This window comes from Streptomyces barkulensis (assembly GCF_002843305.1).
Classification (GTDB): domain Bacteria; phylum Actinomycetota; class Actinomycetes; order Streptomycetales; family Streptomycetaceae; genus Streptomyces; species Streptomyces barkulensis.
Genome location: NZ_PGSG01000105.1, coordinates 82271 through 106363, shown reverse-complemented (window position 1 = coordinate 106363; position 24093 = coordinate 82271). Strand labels below are relative to the sequence as shown.

At 72.8% G+C, this 24093-nt stretch carries 23 protein-coding genes; 9 read left to right on the top strand and 14 right to left on the bottom strand.

The annotated features are described in order from the left end of the window. Nucleotides 1-29: 29 nt before the first annotated feature. The 8 genes from hisF to hisD form a co-directional block, all read right to left on the bottom strand. Entirely contained in the window at nt 30-800 is a 771-nt protein-coding gene (gene hisF / locus CUT83_RS22735; RefSeq protein ID WP_101257688.1) for an imidazole glycerol phosphate synthase subunit HisF, read from the bottom strand. Then, a complete protein-coding gene (locus tag CUT83_RS22730; RefSeq protein ID WP_240958010.1) occupies nt 801-1184 on the bottom strand; it encodes a Rid family hydrolase in 384 nt (127 codons plus the stop codon). Nucleotides 1185-1258: 74 nt separating this feature from the next. Next, nucleotides 1259-1990 carry a bifunctional 1-(5-phosphoribosyl)-5-((5-phosphoribosylamino)methylideneamino)imidazole-4-carboxamide isomerase/phosphoribosylanthranilate isomerase PriA gene (gene priA, locus CUT83_RS22725; protein WP_093848396.1) on the bottom strand — a complete coding sequence of 244 codons (732 nt, stop codon included), beginning with the start codon at nt 1988-1990 and terminating at the stop codon, nt 1259-1261. Nucleotides 1991-2038: 48 nt separating this feature from the next. Further along, nucleotides 2039-2680 carry an imidazole glycerol phosphate synthase subunit HisH gene (gene hisH / locus CUT83_RS22720; protein WP_101257686.1) on the bottom strand — a complete coding sequence of 214 codons (642 nt, stop codon included), beginning with the start codon at nt 2678-2680 and terminating at the stop codon, nt 2039-2041. Beyond that, complete coding sequence (locus CUT83_RS30400; protein WP_165869513.1) at nt 2677-2841, bottom strand: CG2302 family histidine operon protein; 165 nt, start codon at nt 2839-2841, stop codon at nt 2677-2679. Before CUT83_RS30400 ends, hisH begins: the two co-directional genes overlap by 4 nt. A 184-nt stretch (nt 2842-3025) precedes the next feature. After that, on the bottom strand, nt 3026-3616 hold the full coding sequence (gene hisB, locus CUT83_RS22715; RefSeq protein ID WP_093655257.1) for an imidazoleglycerol-phosphate dehydratase HisB: 591 nt from the start codon (nt 3614-3616) through the stop codon (nt 3026-3028). Next, on the bottom strand, nt 3613-4728 hold the full coding sequence (locus tag CUT83_RS22710) for a histidinol-phosphate transaminase (RefSeq protein WP_101257685.1): 1116 nt from the start codon (nt 4726-4728) through the stop codon (nt 3613-3615). Before CUT83_RS22710 ends, hisB begins: the two co-directional genes overlap by 4 nt. Beyond that, on the bottom strand, nt 4725-6059 hold the full coding sequence (hisD, locus tag CUT83_RS22705) for a histidinol dehydrogenase (protein ID WP_101257684.1): 1335 nt from the start codon (nt 6057-6059) through the stop codon (nt 4725-4727). Before hisD ends, CUT83_RS22710 begins: the two co-directional genes overlap by 4 nt. A gap of 174 nt (nt 6060-6233) precedes the next feature. Here hisD and CUT83_RS22700 point away from each other — a divergent pair, with 174 nt between their 5' ends. The 3 genes from CUT83_RS22700 (at nt 6234) to ybaK (ending at nt 9324) form a co-directional block, all read left to right on the top strand. Next, nucleotides 6234-7853 (top strand): oxidoreductase, encoded by a 1620-nt coding sequence (locus tag CUT83_RS22700; protein WP_101257683.1) that lies wholly within the window; start codon nt 6234-6236, stop codon nt 7851-7853. Nucleotides 7854-7943: 90 nt separating this feature from the next. After that, nucleotides 7944-8744 (top strand): LON peptidase substrate-binding domain-containing protein, encoded by an 801-nt coding sequence (locus CUT83_RS22695; RefSeq protein ID WP_101257682.1) that lies wholly within the window; start codon nt 7944-7946, stop codon nt 8742-8744. Between the two features lie 76 nt (nt 8745-8820). Continuing rightward, nucleotides 8821-9324, top strand: a complete 504-nt coding sequence (gene ybaK / locus CUT83_RS22690; protein WP_101257681.1) for a Cys-tRNA(Pro) deacylase — start codon at nt 8821-8823, stop codon at nt 9322-9324. A gap of 37 nt (nt 9325-9361) precedes the next feature. On the opposite strand, the gene CUT83_RS22685 is transcribed toward ybaK, so the two are convergent. From CUT83_RS22685 to CUT83_RS22670, 4 genes are all read right to left on the bottom strand, one after another. Continuing rightward, nucleotides 9362-10051: a hypothetical protein gene (locus CUT83_RS22685; RefSeq protein WP_240958008.1), complete on the bottom strand. Its 690-nt coding sequence runs from the start codon at nt 10049-10051 to the stop codon at nt 9362-9364. A gap of 76 nt (nt 10052-10127) precedes the next feature. Then, the gene (locus CUT83_RS22680) at nt 10128-10967 is read right to left on the bottom strand and encodes an ABC transporter permease (protein WP_240958007.1); all 840 of its coding nucleotides are present in this window, start codon (nt 10965-10967) and stop codon (nt 10128-10130) included. Beyond that, nucleotides 10964-12001, bottom strand: coding sequence for an ABC transporter ATP-binding protein (locus CUT83_RS22675; RefSeq protein WP_420882432.1), 1038 nt, complete (start codon nt 11999-12001; stop codon nt 10964-10966). Before CUT83_RS22675 ends, CUT83_RS22680 begins: the two co-directional genes overlap by 4 nt. 30 nt (nt 12002-12031) lie before the next feature. Beyond that, nucleotides 12032-13465 carry an NYN domain-containing protein gene (locus CUT83_RS22670; protein WP_101257680.1) on the bottom strand — a complete coding sequence of 478 codons (1434 nt, stop codon included), beginning with the start codon at nt 13463-13465 and terminating at the stop codon, nt 12032-12034. A 311-nt stretch (nt 13466-13776) separates the two neighbouring features. Here CUT83_RS22670 and CUT83_RS30395 point away from each other — a divergent pair, with 311 nt between their 5' ends. Then, on the top strand, nt 13777-13950 hold the full coding sequence (locus CUT83_RS30395) for a hypothetical protein (protein WP_165869512.1): 174 nt from the start codon (nt 13777-13779) through the stop codon (nt 13948-13950). A gap of 88 nt (nt 13951-14038) precedes the next feature. Here CUT83_RS30395 and dnaE read toward each other — a convergent pair whose 3' ends face one another. After that, nucleotides 14039-17581: a DNA polymerase III subunit alpha gene (dnaE, locus tag CUT83_RS22665; RefSeq protein WP_101257679.1), complete on the bottom strand. Its 3543-nt coding sequence runs from the start codon at nt 17579-17581 to the stop codon at nt 14039-14041. Nucleotides 17582-17913: 332 nt separating this feature from the next. On the opposite strand from dnaE, the gene CUT83_RS22660 reads away from it, so the two are divergent. The 4 genes from CUT83_RS22660 (at nt 17914) to CUT83_RS22645 (ending at nt 22067) form a co-directional block, all read left to right on the top strand. Continuing rightward, the gene (locus CUT83_RS22660) at nt 17914-18606 is read left to right on the top strand and encodes a hypothetical protein (protein WP_101257678.1); all 693 of its coding nucleotides are present in this window, start codon (nt 17914-17916) and stop codon (nt 18604-18606) included. Nucleotides 18607-18655: 49 nt separating this feature from the next. Then, entirely contained in the window at nt 18656-19480 is an 825-nt protein-coding gene (locus CUT83_RS22655; RefSeq protein WP_101257677.1) for a thioredoxin domain-containing protein, read from the top strand. Between the two features lie 383 nt (nt 19481-19863). Beyond that, entirely contained in the window at nt 19864-20058 is a 195-nt protein-coding gene (locus CUT83_RS22650) for a hypothetical protein (RefSeq protein ID WP_101257676.1), read from the top strand. Between the two features lie 350 nt (nt 20059-20408). Then, nucleotides 20409-22067: an alkaline phosphatase D family protein gene (locus tag CUT83_RS22645; protein WP_101257675.1), complete on the top strand. Its 1659-nt coding sequence runs from the start codon at nt 20409-20411 to the stop codon at nt 22065-22067. Nucleotides 22068-22146: 79 nt separating this feature from the next. Here the strand turns inward: CUT83_RS22645 and CUT83_RS22640 are convergent, their stop codons facing one another. Beyond that, on the bottom strand, nt 22147-22737 hold the full coding sequence (locus CUT83_RS22640) for a dienelactone hydrolase family protein (protein ID WP_277347722.1): 591 nt from the start codon (nt 22735-22737) through the stop codon (nt 22147-22149). A gap of 140 nt (nt 22738-22877) precedes the next feature. Here CUT83_RS22640 and CUT83_RS22635 point away from each other — a divergent pair, with 140 nt between their 5' ends. Next, nucleotides 22878-24008, top strand: a complete 1131-nt coding sequence (locus CUT83_RS22635; RefSeq protein WP_101257673.1) for a mechanosensitive ion channel family protein — start codon at nt 22878-22880, stop codon at nt 24006-24008. Nucleotides 24009-24093: the final 85 nt, after the last annotated feature.

Genomic DNA, 24093 nt, shown 5'->3' with positions numbered 1-24093 from the left:
GCGTCCCGGACGGCCGCCGGGCCGCCGGGTCAGCGCACCGGGTGCCCGGCCTCGCGCAGGGCGTTCTTGACCTGTCCGATGCGCAGATCACCGAAGTGGAAGACGCTCGCGGCCAGCACCGCGTCCGCGCCCGCCTCCACCGCCGGGGCGAAGTCGGCGAGCTTCCCCGCTCCGCCGGAGGCGATGACGGGGATGGTGACGTGCTTGCGGACGGCGCCGACCATGGCGATGTCGTAGCCGTCCTTGGTGCCGTCGGCGTCCATGGAGTTGAGCAGGATCTCCCCGGCCCCCAGCTCGGCGGCCCGGTGCGCCCACTGGACCGCGTCGATGCCGGTGCCGCGCCGGCCGCCGTGCGTGGTGACCTCGAAGCCGGACGGCGTCACCGTCCCCTCCGGGCAGCGGCGGGCGTCCACCGACAGCACCAGCACCTGGCTGCCGAAGCGCTCGGCGATCTCCCGGATCAGCTCCGGTCGGGCGATGGCGGCGGTGTTGACGCCCACCTTGTCGGCGCCCGCGCGCAGCAGCTTGTCCACGTCCTCGGTGGTGCGCACGCCGCCGCCCACCGTCAGCGGGATGAAGACCTGCTCGGCGGTGCGGCGCACCACGTCGTAGGTGGTCTCGCGGTCGCCGGAGGAGGCGGTGATGTCGAGGAAGGTCAGCTCGTCGGCGCCCTCCGCGTCGTACACCTTGGCCATCTCGACCGGGTCGCCGGCGTCGCGCAGATTCTGGAAGTTGACCCCCTTGACGACCCGGCCGCCGTCCACGTCCAGGCAGGGGATGACTCGTACGGCCAGGGACACTTAGGCGTGCTCCTTCGGGGTGCGGAAGGCTTCGATCTCCGCCTCGACCAGTACGCGCGAGTCGACGAAGCCGGAGACGACCACGAGCGTCGCGACGGGGCGGACGGAGCCGAAGACCTCACGGTGGGCGCGGCCCACGTCCTCCACGTCGCGCGCGTGGGTTATGTACATGCGGGTACGGACGACGGAGCGGACGTCCAGGCCGAACGGCTCCAGAGCCGCCACGGCCCGCTCGAAGGCGGTCCGGGCCTGGACGTAAGGGTCGCCCTCGCCCTGGATCGCCCCGTCGGCCAGGGGCATCGTGCCCGCGACGAGGATCCGGTCGCCGATCTCGACGGCCCGGGCGGAGCCGATGGTCTCCTCCCAGTGGCTGTCGCTGCGCACGCGCCGGAGGCGCCGGCCGTCTCCGGCCGCCTCCCCCTCTGCGTCGCTTTCCCGTCCCACCGCCGCGGACTCCGTCATCGGGACACTGCCTCCAGGGCCTCTTCCAGGGTGAACGCCTTGGCGTAGAGGGCCTTGCCCACGATGGCTCCCTCGACGCCCTCGGGTACCAGGGTGGCGATCGCACGCAGGTCGTCAAGGGAGGAGACGCCGCCGGAGGCGACGACCGGGCGGTCGGTGGCGGCGCAGACGTCCTTCAGCAGCTGGAGGTTGGGGCCCTTGAGGGTGCCGTCCTTGGCGATGTCGGTGACGACGTAGCGGGCGCAGCCCTCGGAGTTCAGGCGCTCCAGCGTCTCGTAGAGGTCGCCGCCGTCGCGGGTCCAGCCGCGCCCGCGCAGGGTTGTGCCGCGCACGTCGAGGCCGACGGCGATCCTGTCACCGTGCTCGGCGATCACCTTGGCCACCCACTCGGGGCTCTCCAGTGCGGCGGTGCCCAGGTTCACCCGGGTGCAGCCGGTGGCCAGCGCGGCGGCCAGGGAGGCGTCGTCGCGGATGCCGCCGGAGAGCTCGACCCTGATGTCCATGGTGCGGACGACCTCGGCGATCCGCTCGCGGTTGTCGCCGGTGCCGAACGCGGCGTCCAGGTCCACCAGATGCAGCCACTGCGCCCCCGCCCGCTGCCAGGCCAGGGCGGCCTCCAGCGGGTCGCCGTAGGAGGTCTCGGTGCCGGACTCGCCGTGGACGAGGCGGACGGCCTGTCCGTCGCGGACGTCGACGGCGGGGAGGAGTTCGAGACGGTGGGTGCTCATCAGCTGGCGGTCCTAAGGTCCTGGGGATCGGGGTGGTGGCGGGTGGGGCTAGAGGGTGCTGATCCAGTTGGTCAGCAGCTGCGCGCCGGCGTCGCCGGACTTCTCGGGGTGGAACTGGGTGGCCCACAGCGGGCCGTTCTCCACGGCCGCGACGAACCGCTCGCCGTGGGTGGCCCAGGTGACCCTGGGGGCGGCCATGGCGGGGTTGGTGATCTCAAGCTCCCAGTCGTGCACGGCGTAGGAGTGCACGAAGTAGTAGCGGGCGTCGGCGGGCAGGCCCGCGAACAGCCTGGAGTCCCCGGGCGCCTCGACGGTGTTCCAGCCCATGTGCGGTACGACGTCCGCCTTGAGCGGGCCGACCGTGCCGGGCCACTCGTCCAGGCCCTCGGCCTCGACCCCGTGCTCGATGCCCCGGCCGAACAGGATCTGCATGCCGACGCAGATGCCCATCACCGGACGCCCGCCGGCGAGCCGGCGCTCGACGACCCAGTCGCCGCGGGCCTTGCGCAGACCCGTCATGCAGGCGGCGAAGGCGCCGACGCCGGGCACGAGCAGCCCGTCGGCGTTCATCGCGGTGTCGTAGTCGCCGGTGATCTCCACCTCCGCGCCGGCCCGGGCCAGGGCGCGCTCGGCCGAGCGCACGTTGCCGAAGCCGTAGTCGAAGACGACGACCTTCTTCCTCTCCGTCATGACCACACCTCCAGGCGCAGGATTCCGGCGATCAGGGACAGGGCGGCGCCGATGCCGAGCAGGGTGACGACCCCCTTGGGCATCCGCTGCTTCCAGAAGGAGATGGCGCCGCCGAGCAGGAAGAGCCCCACGAAGATCAGCAGAATGGAGACACCGTTCACAGCGCTCCTCCGTGAGCTTCTCCGTGAGCTTCTCCGCCCGCACGGCACAGCACACGCATCGCCGACCGCGGCCCGGCAGCCGCGCGCGCGACGCTCACAGCACCTTCCCCGTTCGCTTCTCCGCCCGCACGGCACAGCACACGCATCATCGTCGGCAGCGGCCCGGCAGCCGCGCGCGCGACGCTCACAGGGCGCCCTTGGTGGAGGGGATGCCCGTCTGGCGCGGGTCGATCTCGCTGGCATAGCGCAGCGCGCGGGCCAGCGCCTTGAACTGGCACTCCACGATGTGGTGCGCGTTGCGCCCGTAGGGGACGTGGACGTGCAGGGCGATCTGCGCCTGGGCGACGAAGGACTCCAGGATGTGCCGGGTCATCGTGGTGTCGTAGCTGCCGATCATCGGCGCCATGTTCTCCGGCTCGCTGTGCACCAGGTACGGCCGCCCCGACAGGTCCACGGTCACCTGGGCGAGGGACTCGTCCAGCGGCACCGAGGCGTTTGCGAAGCGGACGATGCCCCGCTTGTCGCCCAGCGCCTGCCGGAAGGCGGCGCCCAGCGCCAGCGAGCTGTCCTCGATGGTGTGGTGGCTGTCGATGTGCAGGTCGCCCTCGGTCTTGACCGTGAGGTCGAACAGCCCGTGGCGGCCGAGCTGGTCGAGCATGTGGTCGTAGAAGCCGACCCCGGTCGACACGTCGACCTTCCCGGTGCCGTCGAGGTCGATCTCGACGACGACGGAGGTCTCCTTGGTGGTGCGCTCGACGCGACCCACACGGCTCATCGGTTGTTCTCCTTCAGTACTGCGCGTACCGCGTCGAGGAACGCGTCGTTCTCGGCCGGGGTGCCGGCGGTGACCCGCAGCCGGCCCGGCACTCCGTTGTCCCGGACCAGCACGCCGCGCTCCAGCAGCGCCTGCCACACCGCGTGGGCGCCGCCGGGGCCGTCGAAGTTCCCGAACTGCACGAAGTTGGCGTCGGAGTCGGTGACCTCGCAGCCCATCGCCCGCAGCTCGGCCACCAGCCGGTCCCGCTCGTCCTTGAGCTGCCGGACATAACCGAGGAGTGTGTCGGTGTGTTCCAGCGCGGCGAGCGCGGTGGCCTGGGTGACGGCGGACAGGTGGTAGGGCAGGCGCACCAGCTGGACGGCGTCGACGACGGCCGGGTGGGCGGCGAGGTAGCCCAGCCGCAGCCCGGCGGCGCCGAACGCCTTGGACATGGTGCGCGAGACCACCAGGTTCGGGCGGCCCTCGATCAGCGGCAGCAGCGAGGGCCGGTGGCTGAACTCGCCGTACGCCTCGTCGACGATCACCATGGCGGGCCGGGCGGCCTGGGCGGCTTCGTACAGGGCCAGCACGGTCTCGGCGTCGACGGCCGTGCCGGTGGGGTTGTTGGGCGAGCAGACGAAGACCACGTGCGGTCGGCGCTCGGCGATGACCGCCTTCGCCGCCTCCACGTCGATGGTGAAGTCGTCGTTGCGCGGCCCGGAGATCCAGCCGGTGCCGGTGCCGCGGGCGATCAGGGCGTGCATCGAGTACGAGGGCTCGAAGCCGATCGCGGTGCGCCCCGGGCCGCCGAAGGCCTGGAGGAGCTGCTGGAGCACCTCGTTGGAACCGTTGGCGGCCCAGACGTTCCCCGCGGTGACCTCGTGCCCGGCGGTGCGGGTCAGATAGCGGGCCAGCTCGCCGCGCAGCTCCACCGCGTCGCGGTCGGGGTAGCGGTTGAGATCGCGGGCGGCCTCGGCGACGCGCTCGGCGATGCGGGCCACCAGCGCCTCGGGCAGCGGGTGGGGGTTCTCGTTGGTGTTCAGCCGTACGGGCACGTCCAGCTGCGGCGCCCCGTAGGGGGACTTGCCGCGCAGTTCGTCCCGGATGGGCAGGTCGTCGATGCCGGTCACTTCCCCTGTGGCACCTTCCAGTCGAACCTCGCCTTGAGGGCCGCCCCGTGAGCGGGCAGGTCCTCGGCCTCCGCCAGGGTGACCACGTGGTGGGCCACGTCGGCCAGCGCGTCGCGGGTGTAGTCCACGACGTGGATGCCGCGCAGGAAGGACTGCACGGACAGCCCGGAGGAGTGGCAGGCGCAGCCGCCGGTGGGCAGCACGTGGTTGGAGCCGGCGCAGTAGTCGCCCAGCGAGACCGGGGCCCAGGGGCCGACGAAGACCGCGCCCGCGTTGCGGACCCGGGCGGCGACGGCGGCGGCGTCCTCGGTCTGGATCTCCAGGTGCTCGGCGGCGTAGGCGTCCACCACCGCCAGGCCCTGGTCCAGGTCGTCCACCAGGATGGTGCCGGACTGCCTCCCGGCCAGCGCCTCGGCGATGCGTTCCTGGTGCCTGGTGGAGGCCACCTGACTGGTCAGCTCGGCGTCGACGGCGTCGGCCAGCGCCTCGGAGGGGGTGACCAGGACGGCGGCGGCCAGGGTGTCGTGCTCGGCCTGGCTGATCAGGTCGGCGGCGACGTGGCGGGCGTCGGCGGTGTCGTCGGCGAGGATGGCGATCTCGGTGGGGCCGGCCTCGGAGTCGATGCCGATGCGGCCCTTGAGCAGGCGCTTGGCCGCGGCGACCCAGATGTTGCCGGGGCCGGTGACCAGCTGGACGGGCGCGCACTCCTCGGTGCCGTAGGCGAACATGGCGATCGCCTGGGCGCCGCCGGCGGCGTACACCTCGTCGACGCCCAGCAGGGCGCAGGCGGCCAGGATCGTGGGGTGCGGCAGCCCCGCCGCCCAGTGTCCGGGGACGCCTTTCTGCGGCGGCGAGGCGACGGCCAGCGATCCGACCTCGGCCTCCTGCGCGGGCACGACGTTCATCACCACGGACGACGGGTAGACGGCCCGGCCGCCGGGCACGTACAGGCCCACCCGCTCGACCGGCACCCACCGCTCGGTGACGGTGCCGCCGGGGACGACGCGGACGGTGGAGTCGGTGCGCCGCTGGTCGCGGTGGACGATCCGGGCGCGGCGGATGGACTCCTCCAGCGCCGCCCGCACCGCGGGGTCGAGGTCGGCCAGCGCCTTGTCCAGTGCCTCGGCCGGAACCCGTACGCGCTCCAGCCGCACGCCGTCGAAGCGCTCGTTGTACTCGATCACCGCGGCCGTGCCGCGATGGTGCACCGCGTCGCAGATCGGCCGCACCTTCTCCAGGGCGGCCTCGACGTCGAGTTCGGCTCGGGGCAGCAGCTCCCGCTCGACCCCGGCGGCGGCGAGATCGCGTCCGCGCAGGTCGAGTCGGGTCATGGATACGGATCGAAGCACGTGTCCCAGTGTCTCAGACGCGATCCGGTGCCCGGCGCTCCGTATCAGTGCGTGATACGCGGTACGGGTGGGCCTGGAGAGGGCATTCAGATGTCAGTGCTGACCGATAGCGTCTTGATCGTCACGCAGCGCCATCTGTGACTTGGGGGACACGTCGTGAGTGATGTTCCGAACAACGGGGATCCGCCGCCCGGTATCCGGCTGACCACCGCGGAGTGGGGCATGTGGCAGGCCTTCCGCAACGGCAGCGAGCACGATCTGCGCTCGGGCGAGGCGGAGCTGGACGACCCGAACGGCGACCACGAGTGGGGGCCGCAGCGGACGGTGCGGGCCCGCGTCGTCGCCCTGCTCCTGCTGCACGGTCCGCCGCCGCTGCTCGGGCGTGTCGCGTCCCTGCAGCTGACCGGTGTGTATGTGACGGGGAAGCTGGACCTGTCCGGCGGGACGGTCGAGCCGTACTTCGAGTTCCGGCAGTGCCGTTTCGAGCAGGAGGTGCTGCTGCACGAGTGCCGGCTGGTCACCGCCCGCATGATCGACTGCCACATACCCAGGCTGGAGGCCGCCCGGATGAGCACCGAGGGCGATCTCCACCTGCCGCGCTGCACCATTCCCGGTGGCGTCCGGCTCACCGACGCCTCCATAGGCACGGACCTGATGCTCAACGAGATGACGGTCGGCCGGGGGGAGCGCGTGCGGTCGCTGTCCGCCGACGGGATCCAGGTCGCCCAGGACCTCCAGGCCAGCCTGATGCTCGCCCAGGGGGAGGTGAGCCTGCGCGGCGCGGAGATCGGCGGCTCGCTGTTCATGTACGGCAGCGTCCTGCGCGGCGGCAACGGACAGTACGCGCTGTACGCGCCGCAGATGACCGTGGAGCACTTCGCCCACTTCGCCTCCTCCGGGCCGCGTCGGCTGCCGGTGGTCCACGGCACCACTCCGCCGGGCGGCACCTCCTGGCCGCCTCCGGACGAGCACAGCCACATGGTGCGGCGCGTCAAGCGCTTCGAGTGCACCGGCGGGGTGAAGCTGGACGACGGGAAGTTCGGGGACTCGCTGGTGCTGGACGACGCCCGCTTCGACCTCCGGCGCGACCAGGAGCTGTCGCTGCGCCGCATCCAGACCCCGGAGCTGTGCTTCACCCCCGAGCGGCCGGGCGGCGGCCGGGTGGTGCTCGCCGGGGCGACCGTGGACAACCTGGTGGACAGGGTGGAGAGCTGGCCGGTGGACGAGGGGCTGTGGATGGCCGGGTTCACCTACCAGAACCTGATCCCGCGCGGCCGGTTCACCCTCGCCCAGCGGCTGCGGTGGCTGGAGACGGCGACGCCGGAGTACGCCCCGGAGCCGTACGAGCAGCTCGCGGCGGTGATGCGCAACAGCGGGGAGGACGCGGACGCGCGCGCGGTACTGCTGGCCAAGCAGCGCCGCCGCCGCGAGACCCTGCCGCTGGCCGCCAAGCTGTGGGGCTATCTGCAGGACTGGACGGTCGCCTACGGCTACCGGCCGGGCCAGGCCGCCCTGTGGATGGCGGTGCTGTGGGCCTCGGGCGCGGTGCTGTTCGCCCGGCGGCCGCCGGCCCCGCTCAAACCGGGGGAGTCGCCGCACTGGAACGCCCCGCTGTACGTCCTGGACCTGCTGCTGCCGGTGATCGACCTGGGGCAGGACAGCCACTGGAAGCCCGCGGGGGCCTACCAGTGGACGGCCGCGGCGCTGATCATGCTCGGCTGGGTGCTGGCCACCACGGTCGCGGCCGGGGCCACCCGGCTGCTGAGGCGTCAGTGAGCGCGCCCGGCGGCCGGACGCGGGGCGCGTGCGGCGGGCGGGTGACGGGTGACGGGGCGCCCCACCGCGGGGAGGCCGTAGGCTGCGGCTGTGACCACCACGCGCCTACCGATCTTCCCCCTCAACACCGTGCTGTTCCCGGGGCTGGTGCTGCCGCTGAACGTCTTCGAGCAGCGGTACCGCGCCCTCATGCGCGACCTGCTGGAGATCCCCGAGGACGCACCGCGCCGCTTCGGGGTGGTCGCCATCCGGGACGGCCGGGAGGTCGCCCCCACCGCGGTCGGGATGCCGGACCCCACGGCGCAGGCCGCCGCCGGGCCGGCCGCGGGCTTCGGCCCCGACCCGATGCGCGCCTTCCACACGGTGGGCTGCGTCGCCGACGCCACGTCCATCCGCGAGCGCTCCGGCGACGGCGAGGAGGCCGGCGAGGACGGGGACGACGACGGGGAGCGGGCCGGCGGGAACGGGGCCGGCTACGAGGTGCTCGCCACCGGCACCACCCGCTTCCGGCTGCTGTCCGTCGACGCCTCGGGGCCGTATCTGGTCGGCGAGGTCGAGGAGCTGGCGGAGGACGGCGGCGAGGGGGCGGGTGCGCTCGCCTCCGGCGTGCTGCGGGCCTTCCGCGCCTACCAGAAGCAGCTCGCCGGCGCGCGGGAGAGGACCCTGGCCGGCGGTCAGGAGCTGCCGGACGAGCCGTCGGTGGTGTCGTACCTGGTGGCCGCCGCCACCGTCCTGGACACCCCGACCAGGCAGCGGCTGCTGCAGGCTCCGGACACCGCCACGCGGCTGGCCGAGGAGCTGAGGATCCTCAGGCGCGAGACGGCGCTGATCGGCAGGCTCCCGTCCGTTCCCGCGGCGGACCTCACCCGCGTACCGACCAGCCCGAACTGACGCCGCCCGGAAACCGGCGCGCCGCCGGGGAACGGCGACCGCACACCAGTACCGACCGACGCGAGGCACGGCGAGAATGGCCAGGAAGAAGCAGAAGACGGGTTCCGGGGGCACCCCGGCGACGGTGGCCGCCACGAGGGCGGGCGTGGACTTCACCCTCCACTCCTACGAGCACGATCCGGCCGCTCCCTCCTACGGGGAGGAGGCCGCCGAGGCCCTCGGGCTCGACCCGGAGCAGGTGTTCAAGACGCTCGTCGCGGACGTCGACGGCACGCTGACCGTGGCTGTCGTCCCCGTCTCCGGATCGCTGGACCTCAAGGCGCTGGCGGCGGCGGCCGGCGGCAAGCGGGCCGCGATGGCGGACCCGGCCGCCGCCGAGCGCGCCACGGGCTATGTGCGCGGCGGGATCTCCCCACTGGGCCAGCGCAGGGCGCTGCCGACGGTGGTGGACGCCTCGGCCGAGGGGCACCCCACCGTCTGCGTCTCGGCCGGACGCCGGGGACTGGAGATCGAGCTGACCCCCGCCGACCTGGTGAAGCTCACCGGTGCGGTGACGGCGCCGATCGCCCGCTCCCGGTAGCCGCTCCGAAACCGCACCGGCCGCCGGGGGCAGGGCCTCACGCCCCCGGCCGGTCCTCCGCGCCGCCCGGCGGCGGCCCCCACCCGGGGTGGAGCGGGTGTGTCGGCTCGGGCTCCCGGGGGGTGAACAGGGACGTGAGCGCCAGATGGACGCCCAGCGCGGCCAGCGGCCACGCCAGCAGCGCCCCCTTGGCCTGGAGTTCCAGCGGGGCGTCGAAGACCCTGCCCTTGCCCACGGCCCTGGCCTGGGCGACCACGTCCTGGTCCGGGCCGAGCTGTACGCCCAGCCACCAGGCCAGCAACGAGCCGGCCAGCGCGCCGGCCGCCAGGCCGATCACCACGCCGACGCCGCCGCGACGCCGGGCGAGGAAGACCGCGGCCCCGCTCAGCGCGCCGATGCCCAGGGCCAGCAGGACGAACGTGCCGTCGGCGCCGACCGTCTCCTCGCCCTCGGAGTTCTTGAGGTAGACGGCCGTGCCGTCCGAGATCAGCGGAACCCTGGGGGCCAGCCACAGCCACAGCAGCCCGAGCGCCACTCCCAGGACCGCCACGGCCGCCGCCACCGCCGCGGCTTCGAGGACCTCCCGTCCGGCCGGGGCGCCGCCGTCCCCGCCCTCCGCGGGGTTCTCGCCGGGGTCCTTGCCGCGCGGGGCACTCCCCCACGGGTCGTAGGGCGGGGGCGACTGGGACGAGCCGTGGTCCGGGGAGGAAGGCGTCGGTGCGGTCACCCTGCCATCGTGCCAGGTCCGGCCCCCGGCCCGCCGGGCGGTACCGCACACGGCGATCACCCGGCCGGGGCGGCGGTCAGCGCACCGCGGCCCGGCGGTACGCCCAGGCGGCGGCGGCCAGTGCCACGGCTCCGACGGCGGCGCACACTCCCAGGTCGAGGACCACCCGGTCCCAGTCCGGCCGGGGCCCGAGGACTGCGGCCAGCGCCTCCACGCCGTACGTCGAGGGCAGCAGGTCCCGCAGCAGCCGGACCGGTTCCGGCAGGCCTCCGGCCGGAAGCACGCCCAGCAGCAGGGCCGCCGACATCCCCAGCTGTCCGCAGAGCGTGGCGAGTTCCTGGCGGGGCGCGAGCAGGCCGAGAGCCGCGCCGAGTCCGGCAAGCGCCGCTCCGGCCAGCGGCACCACCGCCGCCAGCAGCCACAGTCCGTCCAGCGGAAGCCCGTAGAGCAGGCAGCCGGCCACCGCGGTGACCGCCGTGCCGGGCGCCGTGAAGGAGGCGTACGCGCCCGCCGTGCCCAGCACCACCGCGGCGGGCGGCACCGGCAGGGTGGCGTAGTGGTCCAGGCCCCCGGAGGCGCGCAGCTGGCCGAAGTACTGGGCGAGGAGGTTGAGCGCGACGAAGGCGACCACCAGCACGCTGGAGCCGGCCACCACCGCCCGCGCCTCCTGTCCGGGGCCGCCGTCGACGACCCCGCGCATCAGGACCATGATCCCGACCGACTGGAAGGTCGCCACGAACAGCAGCGGGATGCGGGCCACCCGGGCCCTGGACAGCTGCGCCCGGTAGACGGCGCCCAGGGCGGGCCACAGCCTCGCGCCCGGGGCGAGCGGGGCGGCCTTCGCCCCTTCCGCCTCCTCGTGGGTTCCGGCCGCTTCCGGGGCCTCCCGCCGGGTCCTCGCCACGGCCGTGCTCACGCCTTCACCAGACCTTCCGTGTGTCCTCCCAGTGCCAGGTAGACGTCCTCCAGACTCGGTGTGGCGAGGGTGAAGTCGTCCAGTGCGGCGAACGCCGGGCCGCCGGTGACGGCGGCGACCGCCGCGCGCGCCTCCTCGGGGGGCAGCCGCAGCGTCCAGCGGCGGCCCGTCTCCGCGGCGTCCGGGCACAGCGCGGCGACCTCGGGGACCTCCAGCGGCGGCCGGTCGCGCCACACCAGCTCCAGCCGTACGTCCTCGCCGACCATGGACTTCAGGCCGGCCGGGGTGCCGCAGGCGACCGCCCGGCCGCGGTCCATCACCGCGACCCGGTCCAGCACCAGCTCGGCCTCGATGACGTTGTGGGTCACCAGGACCACCGTGGCCCCGCGCTCGGCCCGCCGCCGGTCGACCGCCGCCCACACCGCGCGCCGCGCGACGGGGTCCATGCCGGTGGTCGGCTCGTCCAGCACCAGCAGGGGCCGCTCCCCCACCAGCGCCGCCGCCACACAGGCCAGCCGCCGCTGGCCGCCGGAGAGCCGTTTCAGGGGGCGTGAGGCGATCGCGCCGAGTCCCAGTTCCTCCAGGACCTCGCCGCTCTCGCGCCGCGCGGCCGCCGCGTCCAGACCGCGCAGCCGCCCGGTGGTCTCGGCGGCCAGCGCCACGGTCAGCTCGTCCAGCGCGGTGGACTCCTGGCCGAGGTAGGCCAGCAGCCGCGCGGCCCGCCGCGGATGGCGGACCAGATCGTGGCCGAGGACGTCGACGCGCCCGGAGTCGGGGCGCAGCAGCCCGGTGAGCTGCCGCACCAGGGTGGTCTTCCCGGCGCCGTTCGGGCCGAGCAGGCCGAAGACCTCGCCCCGCCGGACGGTCAGGCTGACGTTGTCGCTGGCCCGTACGGCGGCAGTGGCGGGGGCGCCGCGGCGGCCGCGCCGGGCGGGGTAGGTCTTGACCAGGTCGTGGACGCGTACGGCGGTCTCCCCCGGCGTCTCCACGCTCTCCACCGTGTCGCCCACCGCCTGCCCAGTGCCCGTACTCACGAGCTACGAGGGTACGCGCCCGGCGCGGGCTCATTCCGCGGCGGGTGCGCGTTCGCCCGCGGTGCGGGCGTCGACCTCGCGCCAGAAGCCCGCGCGGATCGCGTAGCGGTCCTGCTCGTCGATCTGGTCGTCCTTGTGCGCCAGCAGGCCGAAGCGGGCGGCGTAGCGCAGCAGCTCGCCGTCGATGCGGTGCGGGATGCGGGGGTACTCCCCCGACAGCGTCCTCAGCCGGGCGGTGGACCCCAGCCGCTCGATCCAGCGGCGGGCGAAGACCTGGCCGACCTCGAAGGGGTCGCCGCTGACGGTGGTGATGTCCTCCTCGCGGTCGGCCCACCGCTGCTCGGCGGTGGTGAGCTGGGCCAGCATCGGCAGGGCGGCGGCCTCGGTGGACTCGGGGACGGCGCCCCGGTCGATCCAGCCCTTGTCGGAGGACCAGCGCAGGGTGGCGCCGGCGGGTGCGGAGGAGGCGTTGTGGGGGTGCGCGGCGGGCCGGCCGAGTCCGGCGAGGTCCTTGGGGGTGGGAACGCCGCGGCCGTGGCCGGTGTCGGCGGCCCGCCCCTCCCCTCCCCCGAGGCCGTCCCCGAGGCCGTCGCCGAGGTCTTCCGCGAGGCCGTCGCCGGGGCCGGCGGTGAGCCCCTCCGCGGGTTCCCGGGGCGCCTTCTCGCCGAACTCCCCGGCGACGGGGGCCGCGGCACCGTTCCCGCCGGGTGCCGGGACCGGAGCGGCACCGCTCCCGGCGCCCGCGGTACCCGCCGTACCCGCCGTACCCGCCGTGCCCGTGGTGTCCGGCGCGGGGACGCCGCTGCCGCCGGAGGCGGTGGCCGGGGCGCTCCCGCCGGAGGGGGCGGGCTCGGGCAGCGGGGCGGAGAGGATGGCGGCGATCTCGGGCTGCTGTGGCGGGCAGACCCCGGTCAGGTCCCTGGCCCGTACGGCCCGGGTGATCCAGGCGCGGTCCAGAACGCGCCGCTCGTCGGCCTCGGCCACCAGGTCCTCGGACTGGTTGTAGTCGCCGTCGGCGGCCTGGACCGCCCACAGGTGGACGGCCACGCCGTGCTCCTTGGCGGACATCAGCCCGGGCAGCAGGTCGCCGTCCCCGGTGACCAGCACGATGTCGGAGCAGGCGCGGTTGCGGGCCAGCTCCGTCAGCTCGGCGTGCATGGCGGCGTCCACGCCCTTCTGCGCCCACCGCCCCTCGCTGCGGGTGAGAGCGCCGAGCCGTACCGTCACACGCGGCATCACCCGCAGCCGCCGGTGTTCGGGCTGGGGCACCCGGTCGGGGGCGCCGTCGAACCAGTAGATGCGCAGCAGCCGGCAGCCGGTGTCCAGCTCGGCGCGCTCACGCAGCCCCTGGATGAGCACGGAGTGGTCCACGGTGATCCGGGAGCGCGCGGGCTCGCCCGCCAGGAGGCTCGCGGCGGCGCCCAGAAGATATCCGGCGTCCACCAGGACGACGCAGCGGTCCACGCTCCACCCACTCTCGGTACGACCGGCACGACCGGTACGGCCGCCGGGGCCGGTGACGTCTGGTGCGGCCGCGGCGCGTTCGCCCCGGCCCCACTCCTTCGAGTCTGTTTCGAGTCTGCCCGACCGTACAGGGCTTATGGGCTCCGGCTCGATCTTCGGCGTGGCGGGAGGCCGGTGTCCACCGTGCGGGAGGCACCGCTTTCCCGCCGGAAGGGGCGGCTACCGAGGGCTGTCGCCCGACATGCGCGCTGTGCGGACGCGTGCGACGCTGGGCACGGCCCAGCGTTTTGTGATCCGCACAGGAGGCGACCATGGGCAAGCACAAGAAGGAAGCTCGTGAGCGGCGCGGCGGGCGCACCGCCGCAGAGGAGACCCAGGAGCAGTCGAGGACCACCGCCGAGCGGATGGCGCGGACGCAGCCGGCCGCGCAGGGCACCCCCGCCGACGTGGCACGCAGGCACCGCAGGCGCTTCGGCCACAACTGACACCGGCCGCCGCGCACGGCACGGCGGCGGCCACCGCACGGGGCGCCCCGGCAAGGACCGGGGCGCCCCGTCGCGTCTGCGGCCCGCCTCAGCCTGCCAGGCAGGAGGGGCCGAGCAGCGCCTTGAGGTCGCCGAAGAGCGCGGGGTCGGCGGTGACCCGGTGCCGGTCCAGGCGCAGCACCGTCGTCTTGCGGCCGCCCTGGAGCCTGACCCGCACCTCGGTGGAGCCGCGGTGGTGGGTGAGCACCTCCCCCAGCTTCTCCACCAGCGGCGGGGTGACCTTGACGGTGGGGATGGTGATGGTGACGGGCGCGTCGGAGGCGGCGTCCGACAGGTCGGGGACCATCAGCTCCATGGCGACCAGCCGGGGGACGTCCTCGCGCTTGTCCAGGCGTCCCTTGACGAAGACCACCGCGTCCTCCACGAGCTGGGTGGAGACGAGCTGGTAGGTGGCGGGGAAGAACATGCAGTCGATCGAGCCCGCCAGGTCCTCCACGGTGGCGATCGCCCAGGCGTTGCCCTGCTTGGTCATCTTCCGCTGGAGGCCGGAGATGATCCCGCCGATGGTGACGATCGAGCCGTCGGCGAAGTCACCGCCGGTGAGCTGGGAGATCGCCGCGTCCGTCTTGTCGGACAGCACGTGTTCGAGCCCGAACAGCGGGTGGTCGGAGACGTAGAGGCCGAGCATCTCCCGCTCCTGTGCGAGCAGGTAGCTCTTGTCCCACTCCTCGGGGGAGAACTCCACGTCCATGCCGAAGCCGGGGCCGCTGTCGGAGGACTCCTCCCCCATCCCGCCGAAGAGGTCGAACTGTCCCTCGGCCTCCTTCCGCTTGACCTGCACCACGTTGTCGATCATGGTCTCGAAGTGCGCGGTCAGGCCCTTGCGGGTGTGGCCCAGTTCGTCGAAGGCGCCGGCCTTGATCAGCGACTCGACGGTGCGCTTGTTACAGACCACCGCGTCGACCTTGTCGAGGAAGTCGGGGAAGGAGGTGTACTTCCCCTTGGCCCTGCGGCAGGCGACGATCGAGTCCACCACGTTCTGGCCGACGTTGCGCACGGCGGTCAGTCCGAAGACGATCGTGTCGTCGCCGCGCGGGGTGAAGTTCGCCTCGGACTCGTTGACGTCCGGCGGCAGCACCTTGATGCCCATGCGGCGGCACTCGTTGAGGTAGACCGCCGACTTGTCCTTGTCATCGCGCACCGAGGTCAGCAGGGCGGCCATGTACTCGGCCGGGTAGTTCGCCTTGAGGTAGGCCGTCCAGTAGGAGACCAGTCCGTACGCCGAGGAGTGCGCCTTGTTGAAGGCGTATCCGGCGAAGGGCACCAGCACGTCCCACACGGCCTGGATGGCCTCGTCGGAGTAGCCCTTCTCCCGGGCGCCCTTCTGGAAGTTGACGAACTCGGCGTCCAGGACCTCCTTCTTCTTCTTGCCCATCGCCCGGCGCAGCAGGTCGGCCTGCCCGAGGCTGTACCCGGCGAGCACCTGGGCGGCTTTCTGCACCTGCTCCTGGTAGACGATCAGGCCGTAGGTGATGTCGAGGACCTCCTTGAGAGGCTCCTCCAGCTCCGGGTGGATCGGGGTGATCTCCTGCTGCCCGTTCTTGCGCAGCGCGTAGTTGATGTGGGAGTTCATGCCCATCGGGCCGGGCCGGTACAGGGCCGAGACCGCGGAGATGTCCTCGAAGTTGTCGGGCTTCATCATGCGCAGCAGGGAGCGCATGGGGCCGCCGTCGAACTGGAAGACGCCCAGGGTGTCGCCGCGCTGGAGCAGCTCGAAGGTCTTGGGGTCGTCCAGCGTGAGATCGAGCAGGGTGATGTCGACGCCCTTGTTGGCCTTCACCAGCTTGACGGCGTCGTCCATGATCGTGAGGTTGCGCAGGCCCAGGAAGTCCATCTTCAGCAGGCCGAGCGACTCGCAGGTGGGGTAGTCCCACTGGGTGACCACCGCACCGTCGTTCTTGGGGCTGAAGACCGGCACGTGGTCGATCAGCGGCTCGCTGGACATGATCACGCCCGCGGCGTGCACGCCCATCTGCCGCACCAGGCCCTCGATACCGCGGGCTGCGTCGATGACCTTCTTCACGTCCGGCTCGTTCTCGTACATCCCCCGGATCTCGCCCGCCTCGTTGTAGCGGGGGTGCTTGGGGTCGGTGATGCCCGACAGGGGGATGCCCTTGCCCAGGACGTCGGCGGGCATCGCCTTGGTGATGCGGTCGCCCATCGCGTACGGGTAGCCCAGCACCCGGGCGGAGTCCTTGATCGCGGCCTTCGCCTTGATGGTGCCGTAGGTGCCGATCTGGGCGACCTTGTCGGCGCCGTACTTCTCGGTCACGTAACGGATGACCTCACCGCGCCTGCGCTCGTCGAAGTCGATGTCGACATCGGGCATGGAGACGCGCTCGGGGTTGAGGAACCGCTCGAAGATCAGCCCGTGCTCGATCGGGTCGAGGTCGGTGATGCCCATGGCGTACGCCACGATCGAGCCGGCCGCGGAGCCTCGGCCGGGGCCGACGGCGATGCCGTTGTTCTTGGCCCACATGATGAAGTCGGCGACGACCAGGAAGTAGCCGGGGAACCCCATCTGGACGATGACGTCCATCTCGTAGTCGGCCTGCTTCTGCCGGTCCTCGGGGACGTTGCCGGAGTACCGGCGGGCCATGCCCCGGCGGACCTCCTCGCGGAACCAGGACTCCTCGGTGTGGCCCTCGGGGACGGGGAAGCGGGGCATCAGGTCCTGCTTCTCGAACCACCCGTCGGTGTCGATCTGCTCGGCGACCAGGAGGGTGTTGCGGCAGCCCTCCTGCCAGGCGTCGGAGGAGTCGATGGCGTACATCTCCTCCGTGGACTTCAGGTAGTAGCCGGCGCCGTTGAACCGGAAGCGGTCGGGGTCGGAGAGGTTCTTGCCGGTCTGGATGCACAGCAGCGCGTCGTGCGCCTCGGCCTCGTGGGAGTAGGTGTAGTGGCTGTCGTTGGTGACCAGCGGGGGGATGCCCAGCTTCCTGCCGATCTCCAGCAGCCCGTCGCGGACCTGGCGCTCGATGTCGATGCCGTGGTCCATCAGCTCCAGGAAGTAGCGGTCCTTGCCGAAGATGTCCTGGTACTCGGAGGCGGCCTTGAGCGCCTCGTCGAACTGGCCGAGCCGCAGCCTGGTCTGCACCTCGCCCGAGGGGCAGCCGGTGGAGGCGATCAGGCCCTCGGAGAACTCGGCGATCATCTCCCGGTCGGTCCTGGGCCACTTGACGAAGAAGCCCTCCATGTAGGCGTCCGAGGAGAGCCGGAAGAGGTTGTGCAGGCCCGCCTTGTTCGAGGCCCAGATCGTCTTGTGGGTGTAACCGCCGGAGCCGGAGACGTCGTCGCGCTTCTGGTGGGGCTGGCCCCACTGGACGCGCCGCTTGTACCGCCGCGACTGCGGGGCGACGTAGGACTCGATGCCGATGATCGGCGTGACGCCGGCCTTGGTGGCGTGCTGGAAGAAGTCGTAGGCCCCGTGGAGGTTGCCGTGGTCGGTCATGGCGATGTGCGTCATGCCCATCTCCTGACACGCCTCGAACATGTCCTTCAGCCGCGCCGCACCGTCCAGCAGGGAGTACTGCGTGTGTACGTGCAGGTGTGTGAACGGCGGTTTTGCCACGGCGGATGTCCTCCAACGAGCGGGCGTGCGGCGGTTCCCTGAACGGGTCCGAAGTCTACGTCCCGGGGCCGGTGGGAGCCGTCGCACGGCGGGTGCGCCGGGCCCCGCCGCGTGTCCCCGCCGCGTGTCCCGCCGGGCGGCCCCGCGCCGGGCCGCCGCCACGCCCCCGTGAGCCCTCCCGGGATCCCGTGCGCCCCCGCCGTGCGACCTCCGGTGCCACACAGGTCACACCGCCCACACCCGCGGCCGCGGGCTTCGGTCGTGTTGCGATCCTCACCCGGCGCCCGTTCTTTAGGCACTTCTTAGCGGAGCCCGTGGCACACTCGGCTGCGATGGGCAGGACCGGCTTCACCGACACAGGCATCCGGGCGGTGCGCGCCGCGGTCTTCACCGCGGTGTGCCTCGTGCTGTCCGCGGGCGCCCATGTGCTGCTCTCGGCCGGCCCCCTGCCGTATCCGCCGCTCCTGGCGGTCGGCGCGACGGTGTTCGTGATCGCCTTCGCCCTCGCCGGACGCGAGCGGGGCTTCCGGGCTATCGCCGCGCTGCTGGTACCGCTGGAACTGGCCGCCGACACCGTCTTCACCACCGGCCAGCACGCCTGCTACGGGCAGGCCGGCGGCCCGGTGGCCGGGCCGCTGCGCGCGGTCGGCCTGGACCTGCTGTGCGCGGGAGGCGACTTCGGCACGCCGCTGGCGCGGATGACCGCCTCCGGCGCGTCCCCGCTGTCCGTGGCCGCCCACCCGGCCGCCCCGTGGCTGCTGCTGGCCGCGCATGTGGCCGTCGGCCTGACGGCGGCCGCGTGGCTGCACCGGGGCGACGCGGCGCTCTCCCGGCTGCTGCGCGCCGCCGCGGCGGCCGTCTTCCGGCCGCTGCTGCGGGCGGTGGGAGCCCGAAGTTCGGCCGGCGAGGCCTGCGGCCGTGTGCCGCGCCCCGCCCACCGCACCCGCGCGCACCGCGCGCTCCCTGTGCTGACCCACTCCGTCGTACGGCGCGGACCTCCGTGCTCCGCGGCCCTCGCCGCCTGAGCACCACCGTCCCCACCCAATACGAACCGGACACGGAGAACACACCCCCATGAGCAAGCGCAACAGCCAGGAAGCCAAGCGCGCCGCCCGCGAGCGGCTGCGGGCCGAGCGGGAGAAGCAGGCCAAGAAGGACAAGCTGCGCCGCCAGGCGGTCGTCGGCGGCTCGGTGCTGGCGATCCTCGCGGTCGCGGGCGGCGTCGGCTTCGCCGTCGCCAACATGGACGACGGCGGCAGTGGCACCGACTGGAGCGCGGCCGCCGAGAAGAAGCTCGTCAAGCCGGCGAACACCTCCGGCGACAAGGGCACCACGATCATGATCGGCGAGAAGGGCGCTCCGGTCCTCGAGATCTACGAGGACATGCGCTGCCCGACGTGCGCCGCCTTCGAGCAGGCCTCGGGCGAGACCGTGATCAAGGACGTCGAGGACGGCAAGTACCGGGCGTCCTACACGATGGCCACCTTCATCGACAACATGGCCAGGGGCAACGGTTCGAAGAACTCCCTGAGTGCTCTCGGCGCGGCCCTGAACGTCAGCCCGGACGCCTTCCTGGAGTACAAGAAGGCCCTGTACTCGGAGGAGAACCACCCGGCCGAGTCCGAGGACAAGTTCGCCGACGACGACTACCTCCTCGAGGTCGCCGAGGAGGTCAAGGAGCTCAAGGGGAACACCGAGTTCGAGAAGGACGTCACCAACGGCACCTTCGACCGGTGGGCCCTGGAGATGTCGAAGAAGTTCGACGAGAGCGGCGTCACCGGCACCCCGACGTTCAAGATGAACGGCGAGAAGCTGACGGTCGAGGGCGCCCAGGAGGGTGCCCCGATCATCACGCCGGACCAGCTCAACGCGGCTGTGGACAGGGCGCTGAAGAAGTAGGCCCCGAAGCGGCACCGTCTCACGGGCCGGACGAACAGGGTGCGCCCCGTTCGTCCGGCCCGATCGTTTGAGACACCGGCACCGTACCCACAGGTGCAGATCAAGCCAATATCCTTAATTACTTGACAGGGACATGAACCCTCTCGTTCCATAGCCGATGTTGATCACCAAAAGAGGGGAACCCTGATATGAAGCGCAGGTACTCGGCCGGAATCATCGCCGCAACCGCCGCGGCCGCGATGGCCGTGGGTACTACGCCTGCCGCCGCCCAGACCGACATCCTCGTCTACACCAACGACGCGGGGTAGGGAGGCTACGCCACTTTCACCGCCGAAGGAGAGCACTTCGGGGTCTGTGACACCCGCTCGGACGGCAAGCGCGTCGTGGCGGACTGGATCGCCTTCACTCCGTCGCAGACCCGTTTCGGCAGCCTGCAGGACGCCAACGGCAGCGGCAATCAGTGCGTCGCGGTGAACGAGTCGTTCCCCGAGGGCAGCAAGGTGCGGCTGACGGTCTGCCTGCAGGACGGCGCCTCCGGTGAGCCGCACCTCTGCAACCGCAAGGACGGTGTGGCCTGACGGGCCGTCCGGGGGTAGCGCGCGTCTGAGCACCATCGGCCGCGACGGGCCCCGGAGCAGTCGGTCCACTGCTCCGGTGACGCCGGGCCACGGGACCCCGGCCGTCCGGATCGACGGCAAGGACGTCGTGGTCGGCACGCTGCCCGCCGAACTGGAGAAGCTCGGCGTCAAGTGAGTCGGCCGGCAGTCCGGCGGCACCGCTCCCGGTGCCGCCGGCGCCGGGCCGCCGATGCGGCCCGGCACGGCCCGGTCCGGCTCACAGCGCTTTCAGGACAACACCGTTCGACCGGTTGGCGAACTCTTTCCGGCGCCCTGTCCCGTAGCCCTACCGGCACGTAGCATCTGCGGCCGTGACCGACACCCACACCGCATCCCACACCCCTGCCCCCACGCGGCGCACGGTCGTCGCGGCCACCGCCGCGACCGCCGCCGGCGCCGCGCTGCTGCCGCTGAGCACCCCGCAGCGCGCCCGGGCCGCGGACGGCCCGGCCTTCGCCCACGGCGTCGCCTCCGGCGACCCGCTGCCCGACGGCGTCCTGCTGTGGACCCGGGTCACCCCCTCCCCCGACGCGACGCCCGGATCCGGAGTGGGCGCGCCCGTGGAGGTCTCCTGGGAGGTCGCCGAGGACCGCGCCTTCACCCGCGTCGTCGCCTCCGGCCGCACCACCGCCACCGCGGAGGCCGACCACACCGTCAAGGCCGATGTGCGCGGGCTGCGCCCGGCCACCGGGTACCACTACCGCTTCTCGGCCGGGGGCGTCCTCTCCCCGGCCGGCCGCACCCGCACCGCGCCCGCCGACGGATCGGCCGCGGACCGCGTCCGCTTCGGGGTGGTCTCCTGCTCCCACTACGAGAGCGGCTTCTTCTCCGCCTACCGCCACCTCGCCGCCCGTGCCGACCTGGACGCCGTCCTCCACCTGGGCGACTACATCTACGAGTACGGCAAGGGCGAGTACCCGCTCAAGGACGGGGTCGTCCGCGAGATGCGCCCCGCCCACGAGACGGTCACCCTGGCCGACTACCGGCAGCGCCACGCCCACTACAAGGGCGATGCCGATCTCCAGGCGCTGCACGCCGCGCACCCGGTGATCGCGATCTGGGACGACCACGAGACGGCCAACGACGCCTGGTCCGGCGGCGCGGAGAACCACACCCCCGGCGCGGAGGGCGACTGGGCGGCGCGAGTCGCGGCCGCGCGCCGGGCGTACTTCGAGTGGATGCCCGTGCGCCCCTCCGTCGAGGGCACCGTCTACCGGCGGCTGCGCTTCGGCGACCTCGCCGACCTCCACCTGCTCGACCTGCGCTCCTTCCGCGACCGCCAGGCGGGCATCGGCAGCGGCGAGGTGGACGATCCCGACCGCACCATCACCGGCCGCGCGCAGCTGGACTGGCTGAAGTCCTCCCTGGCCTCCTCCGGCGCCCGGTGGCACCTGGTGGGCACCTCGGTGATGATCTCCCCGATGGCCTTCGGCTCCGTGCCGGCGTACCTGCTCGGGCCGCTGGCCGAACTGCTCGGCGTGCCCCGCGAGGGCCTGGCCGTCAACGTCGACCAGTGGGACGGCTACACCGACGACCGCAGCGAGCTGCTGACGCATCTGCGCGACCGCGGCATCGGCAACACCGTCTTCCTCACCGGCGACATCCACATGGCCTTCGCCAACGACGTGCCCCTGCGGGCCGCGACCTACCCGCTCCAGCGTCCGGTGGCCACGGAGTTCGTGGTCACCTCCGTCACCTCCGACAACATCGACGACATCCTCAGGGTGCCGCCGCACACCGTCTCCTCCGTCGCGGAGACCGCCATACGCGCCGCCAACCGGCACACCAAGTGGCTCGACATGGACTCGCACGGCTACGGCGTCCTCGACGTGGACGCCGAGCGGACCCAGATGGACTACTACGCGCTGTCGGACAAGACCGACCCGCGGGCGTCCGCCGTCCATGTGCGCTCCTACCGGACCCGCTCGGGTACGCAGCGGGTGGAGCGCGCGGAGGACCCCGTGCGCTGAGGCTCTCCTCGTGCGGGAGGCCCGGGGCGCGGGCCTCCCGCACCCGGTCCGGCGGCCGGCGGCCGGCGGCCGGTGGGGGTCAGCGGCCCGCCGTCTCCTCCAGCTCCGCCAGGAAGCCGAGTGCGGTCCGCCAGGTCCGCTCGGCCGCCTCCTCGTCGTGGTCCGGCAGGCCGGGGTCGGTGAACAGGTGCCCGGCCCCGGGGTAGCGGTGCACCTCGACGTCCGCGCCCGCCCGCCGCATCCGCAGGTACCAGGCGTTCAGCCAGTCGTGCGGCTCGAACGGGTCGGGGTCGGCGACGTGGAGCTGCACGGGCAGGTCGTCGACGGCCGCGTCCTCGGGGATGTCGGAGGTGCCGTGCAGGAGCAGCAGTCCGCGGGCGCGGGTGTCGGCGAGCGCGAGGGTCTGGGCGATCGCACCGCCCAGGGAGAATCCGGCGTACACCACCCCGCGCTCGGAGAGGGCGGCGGTGGCGGCGACGGCCCTCCTCAGCAGTTCGTCGCGGCCGATCCCGTCCTTGATCGCCATACCCTCCTCGACCGTCCGGGCCGTCCGCCCGCCGTACAGGTCGGGGGTGTGGACCTCGTGCCCGGCCTCCCTCAGCCTGACGGCCGCCTCCTCGACGGCGGGGCGCGGCCCGTAGGCGGAGTGGAACATCACAACGGTGGGCACGGTGTCACTTCCTTAGCAGGTCAGCCTCATGATCCACGTCACGGCGCCGTGCCGGGAGGCGGAGTCCTCCCATGGTGCCAGGTACGGTCGGTGGGGTTCTTTTTCCATCCCCTGGAGTCTTCCGAGGAGTTCACACCACCATGGAGAACGTGCTGCGACCGCTGATCGTCTTCGGCGGCGCCATCGCCCTGGCGTTCGCCGTCGGCTGGGCGGTGGACCGCGCGCTGCGGCGCATGGACGCCCGGCATCCGGAGACTCCGCTGTGGGGTCTGCTGCGCAGCGGCCGGGTCCCGCTTCAGGCGGTGGTCTTCGTCGGTCTGCTCAACGCCTTCTCGGACGAGACGCACCTGGCCAGGGACCACCAGAAGGCCGTCGACCTGTGGCTGAACCTGATAATGATCGGGGCCGCCGCGTGGCTGATGCTGCGGGTGCTGACCGCCGTCGTGGAGACGGCCTACTCCCGGTACGCCGGAATCGCCCATGACGCGGCGCGGGTGCGGCGGGTGCGCACCCAGCTGACGCTGATCAAGCGGCTGGCCACGGCGGTGGTCACCGTGATCGCCGGCGCGGCGATGCTGCTGCAGTTCCCCACGATGGAGAAGCTGGGCGCCTCCATGCTGGCCTCCGCCGGTGTGCTGGGCATCGTCGCCGGTATCGCCGCCCAGTCCACGCTGGGCAACCTCTTCGCCGGCCTGCAGATCGCCTTCGGCGACATGGTGCGCATCGGCGACACGGTGATCGTGGACGGCGAGTGGGGGACGGTCGAGGAGATCACCACCTCCTACCTGGTGGTCCTCACCTGGGACGAGCGCAGGATCACCATGCCGGTGTCCTACTTCACCAGCAAGCCCTTCGAGAACTGGACCCGCGGCAATCCGCAGATGACCGGCACCGTCTACCTCCACCTCGACCACTCGGCGCCGATCGCCGAGATCCGGCGGAAGACCGAGGAGATCGTGCGTGCCAGCGATGCCTGGGACGGCCGCGGCCACGGCCTGGTGGTGACCGACTCCACGCCCACCACGGTCGAGGTCCGCGCGACGATGACGGCGCGCACCCCCGACGACATCTGGACGCTGCGCTGCCAGGTCCGCGAGGGGCTGATCACCTGGCTCCACCGGGAGCACCCCTACGCCCTGCCCCGCGTCACCACCGCGCAGGCGGCCCCCGCCCCGGCCTTCGAGGGGGGACCGGAGCGGGAGGGGACGGGTGTGGACGGCCGGGCGAACGGCGGGCGGCCGGGGATACCGGACGCGCGCAAGCCCGGCTGAGACACAGGCCGGGCGGCCGGCCCGGCGGGGGCCCGCGGGGCCGCGGGGTGTACGCCTCGCACGTACGCCGCGGCCCCGCGGCGTA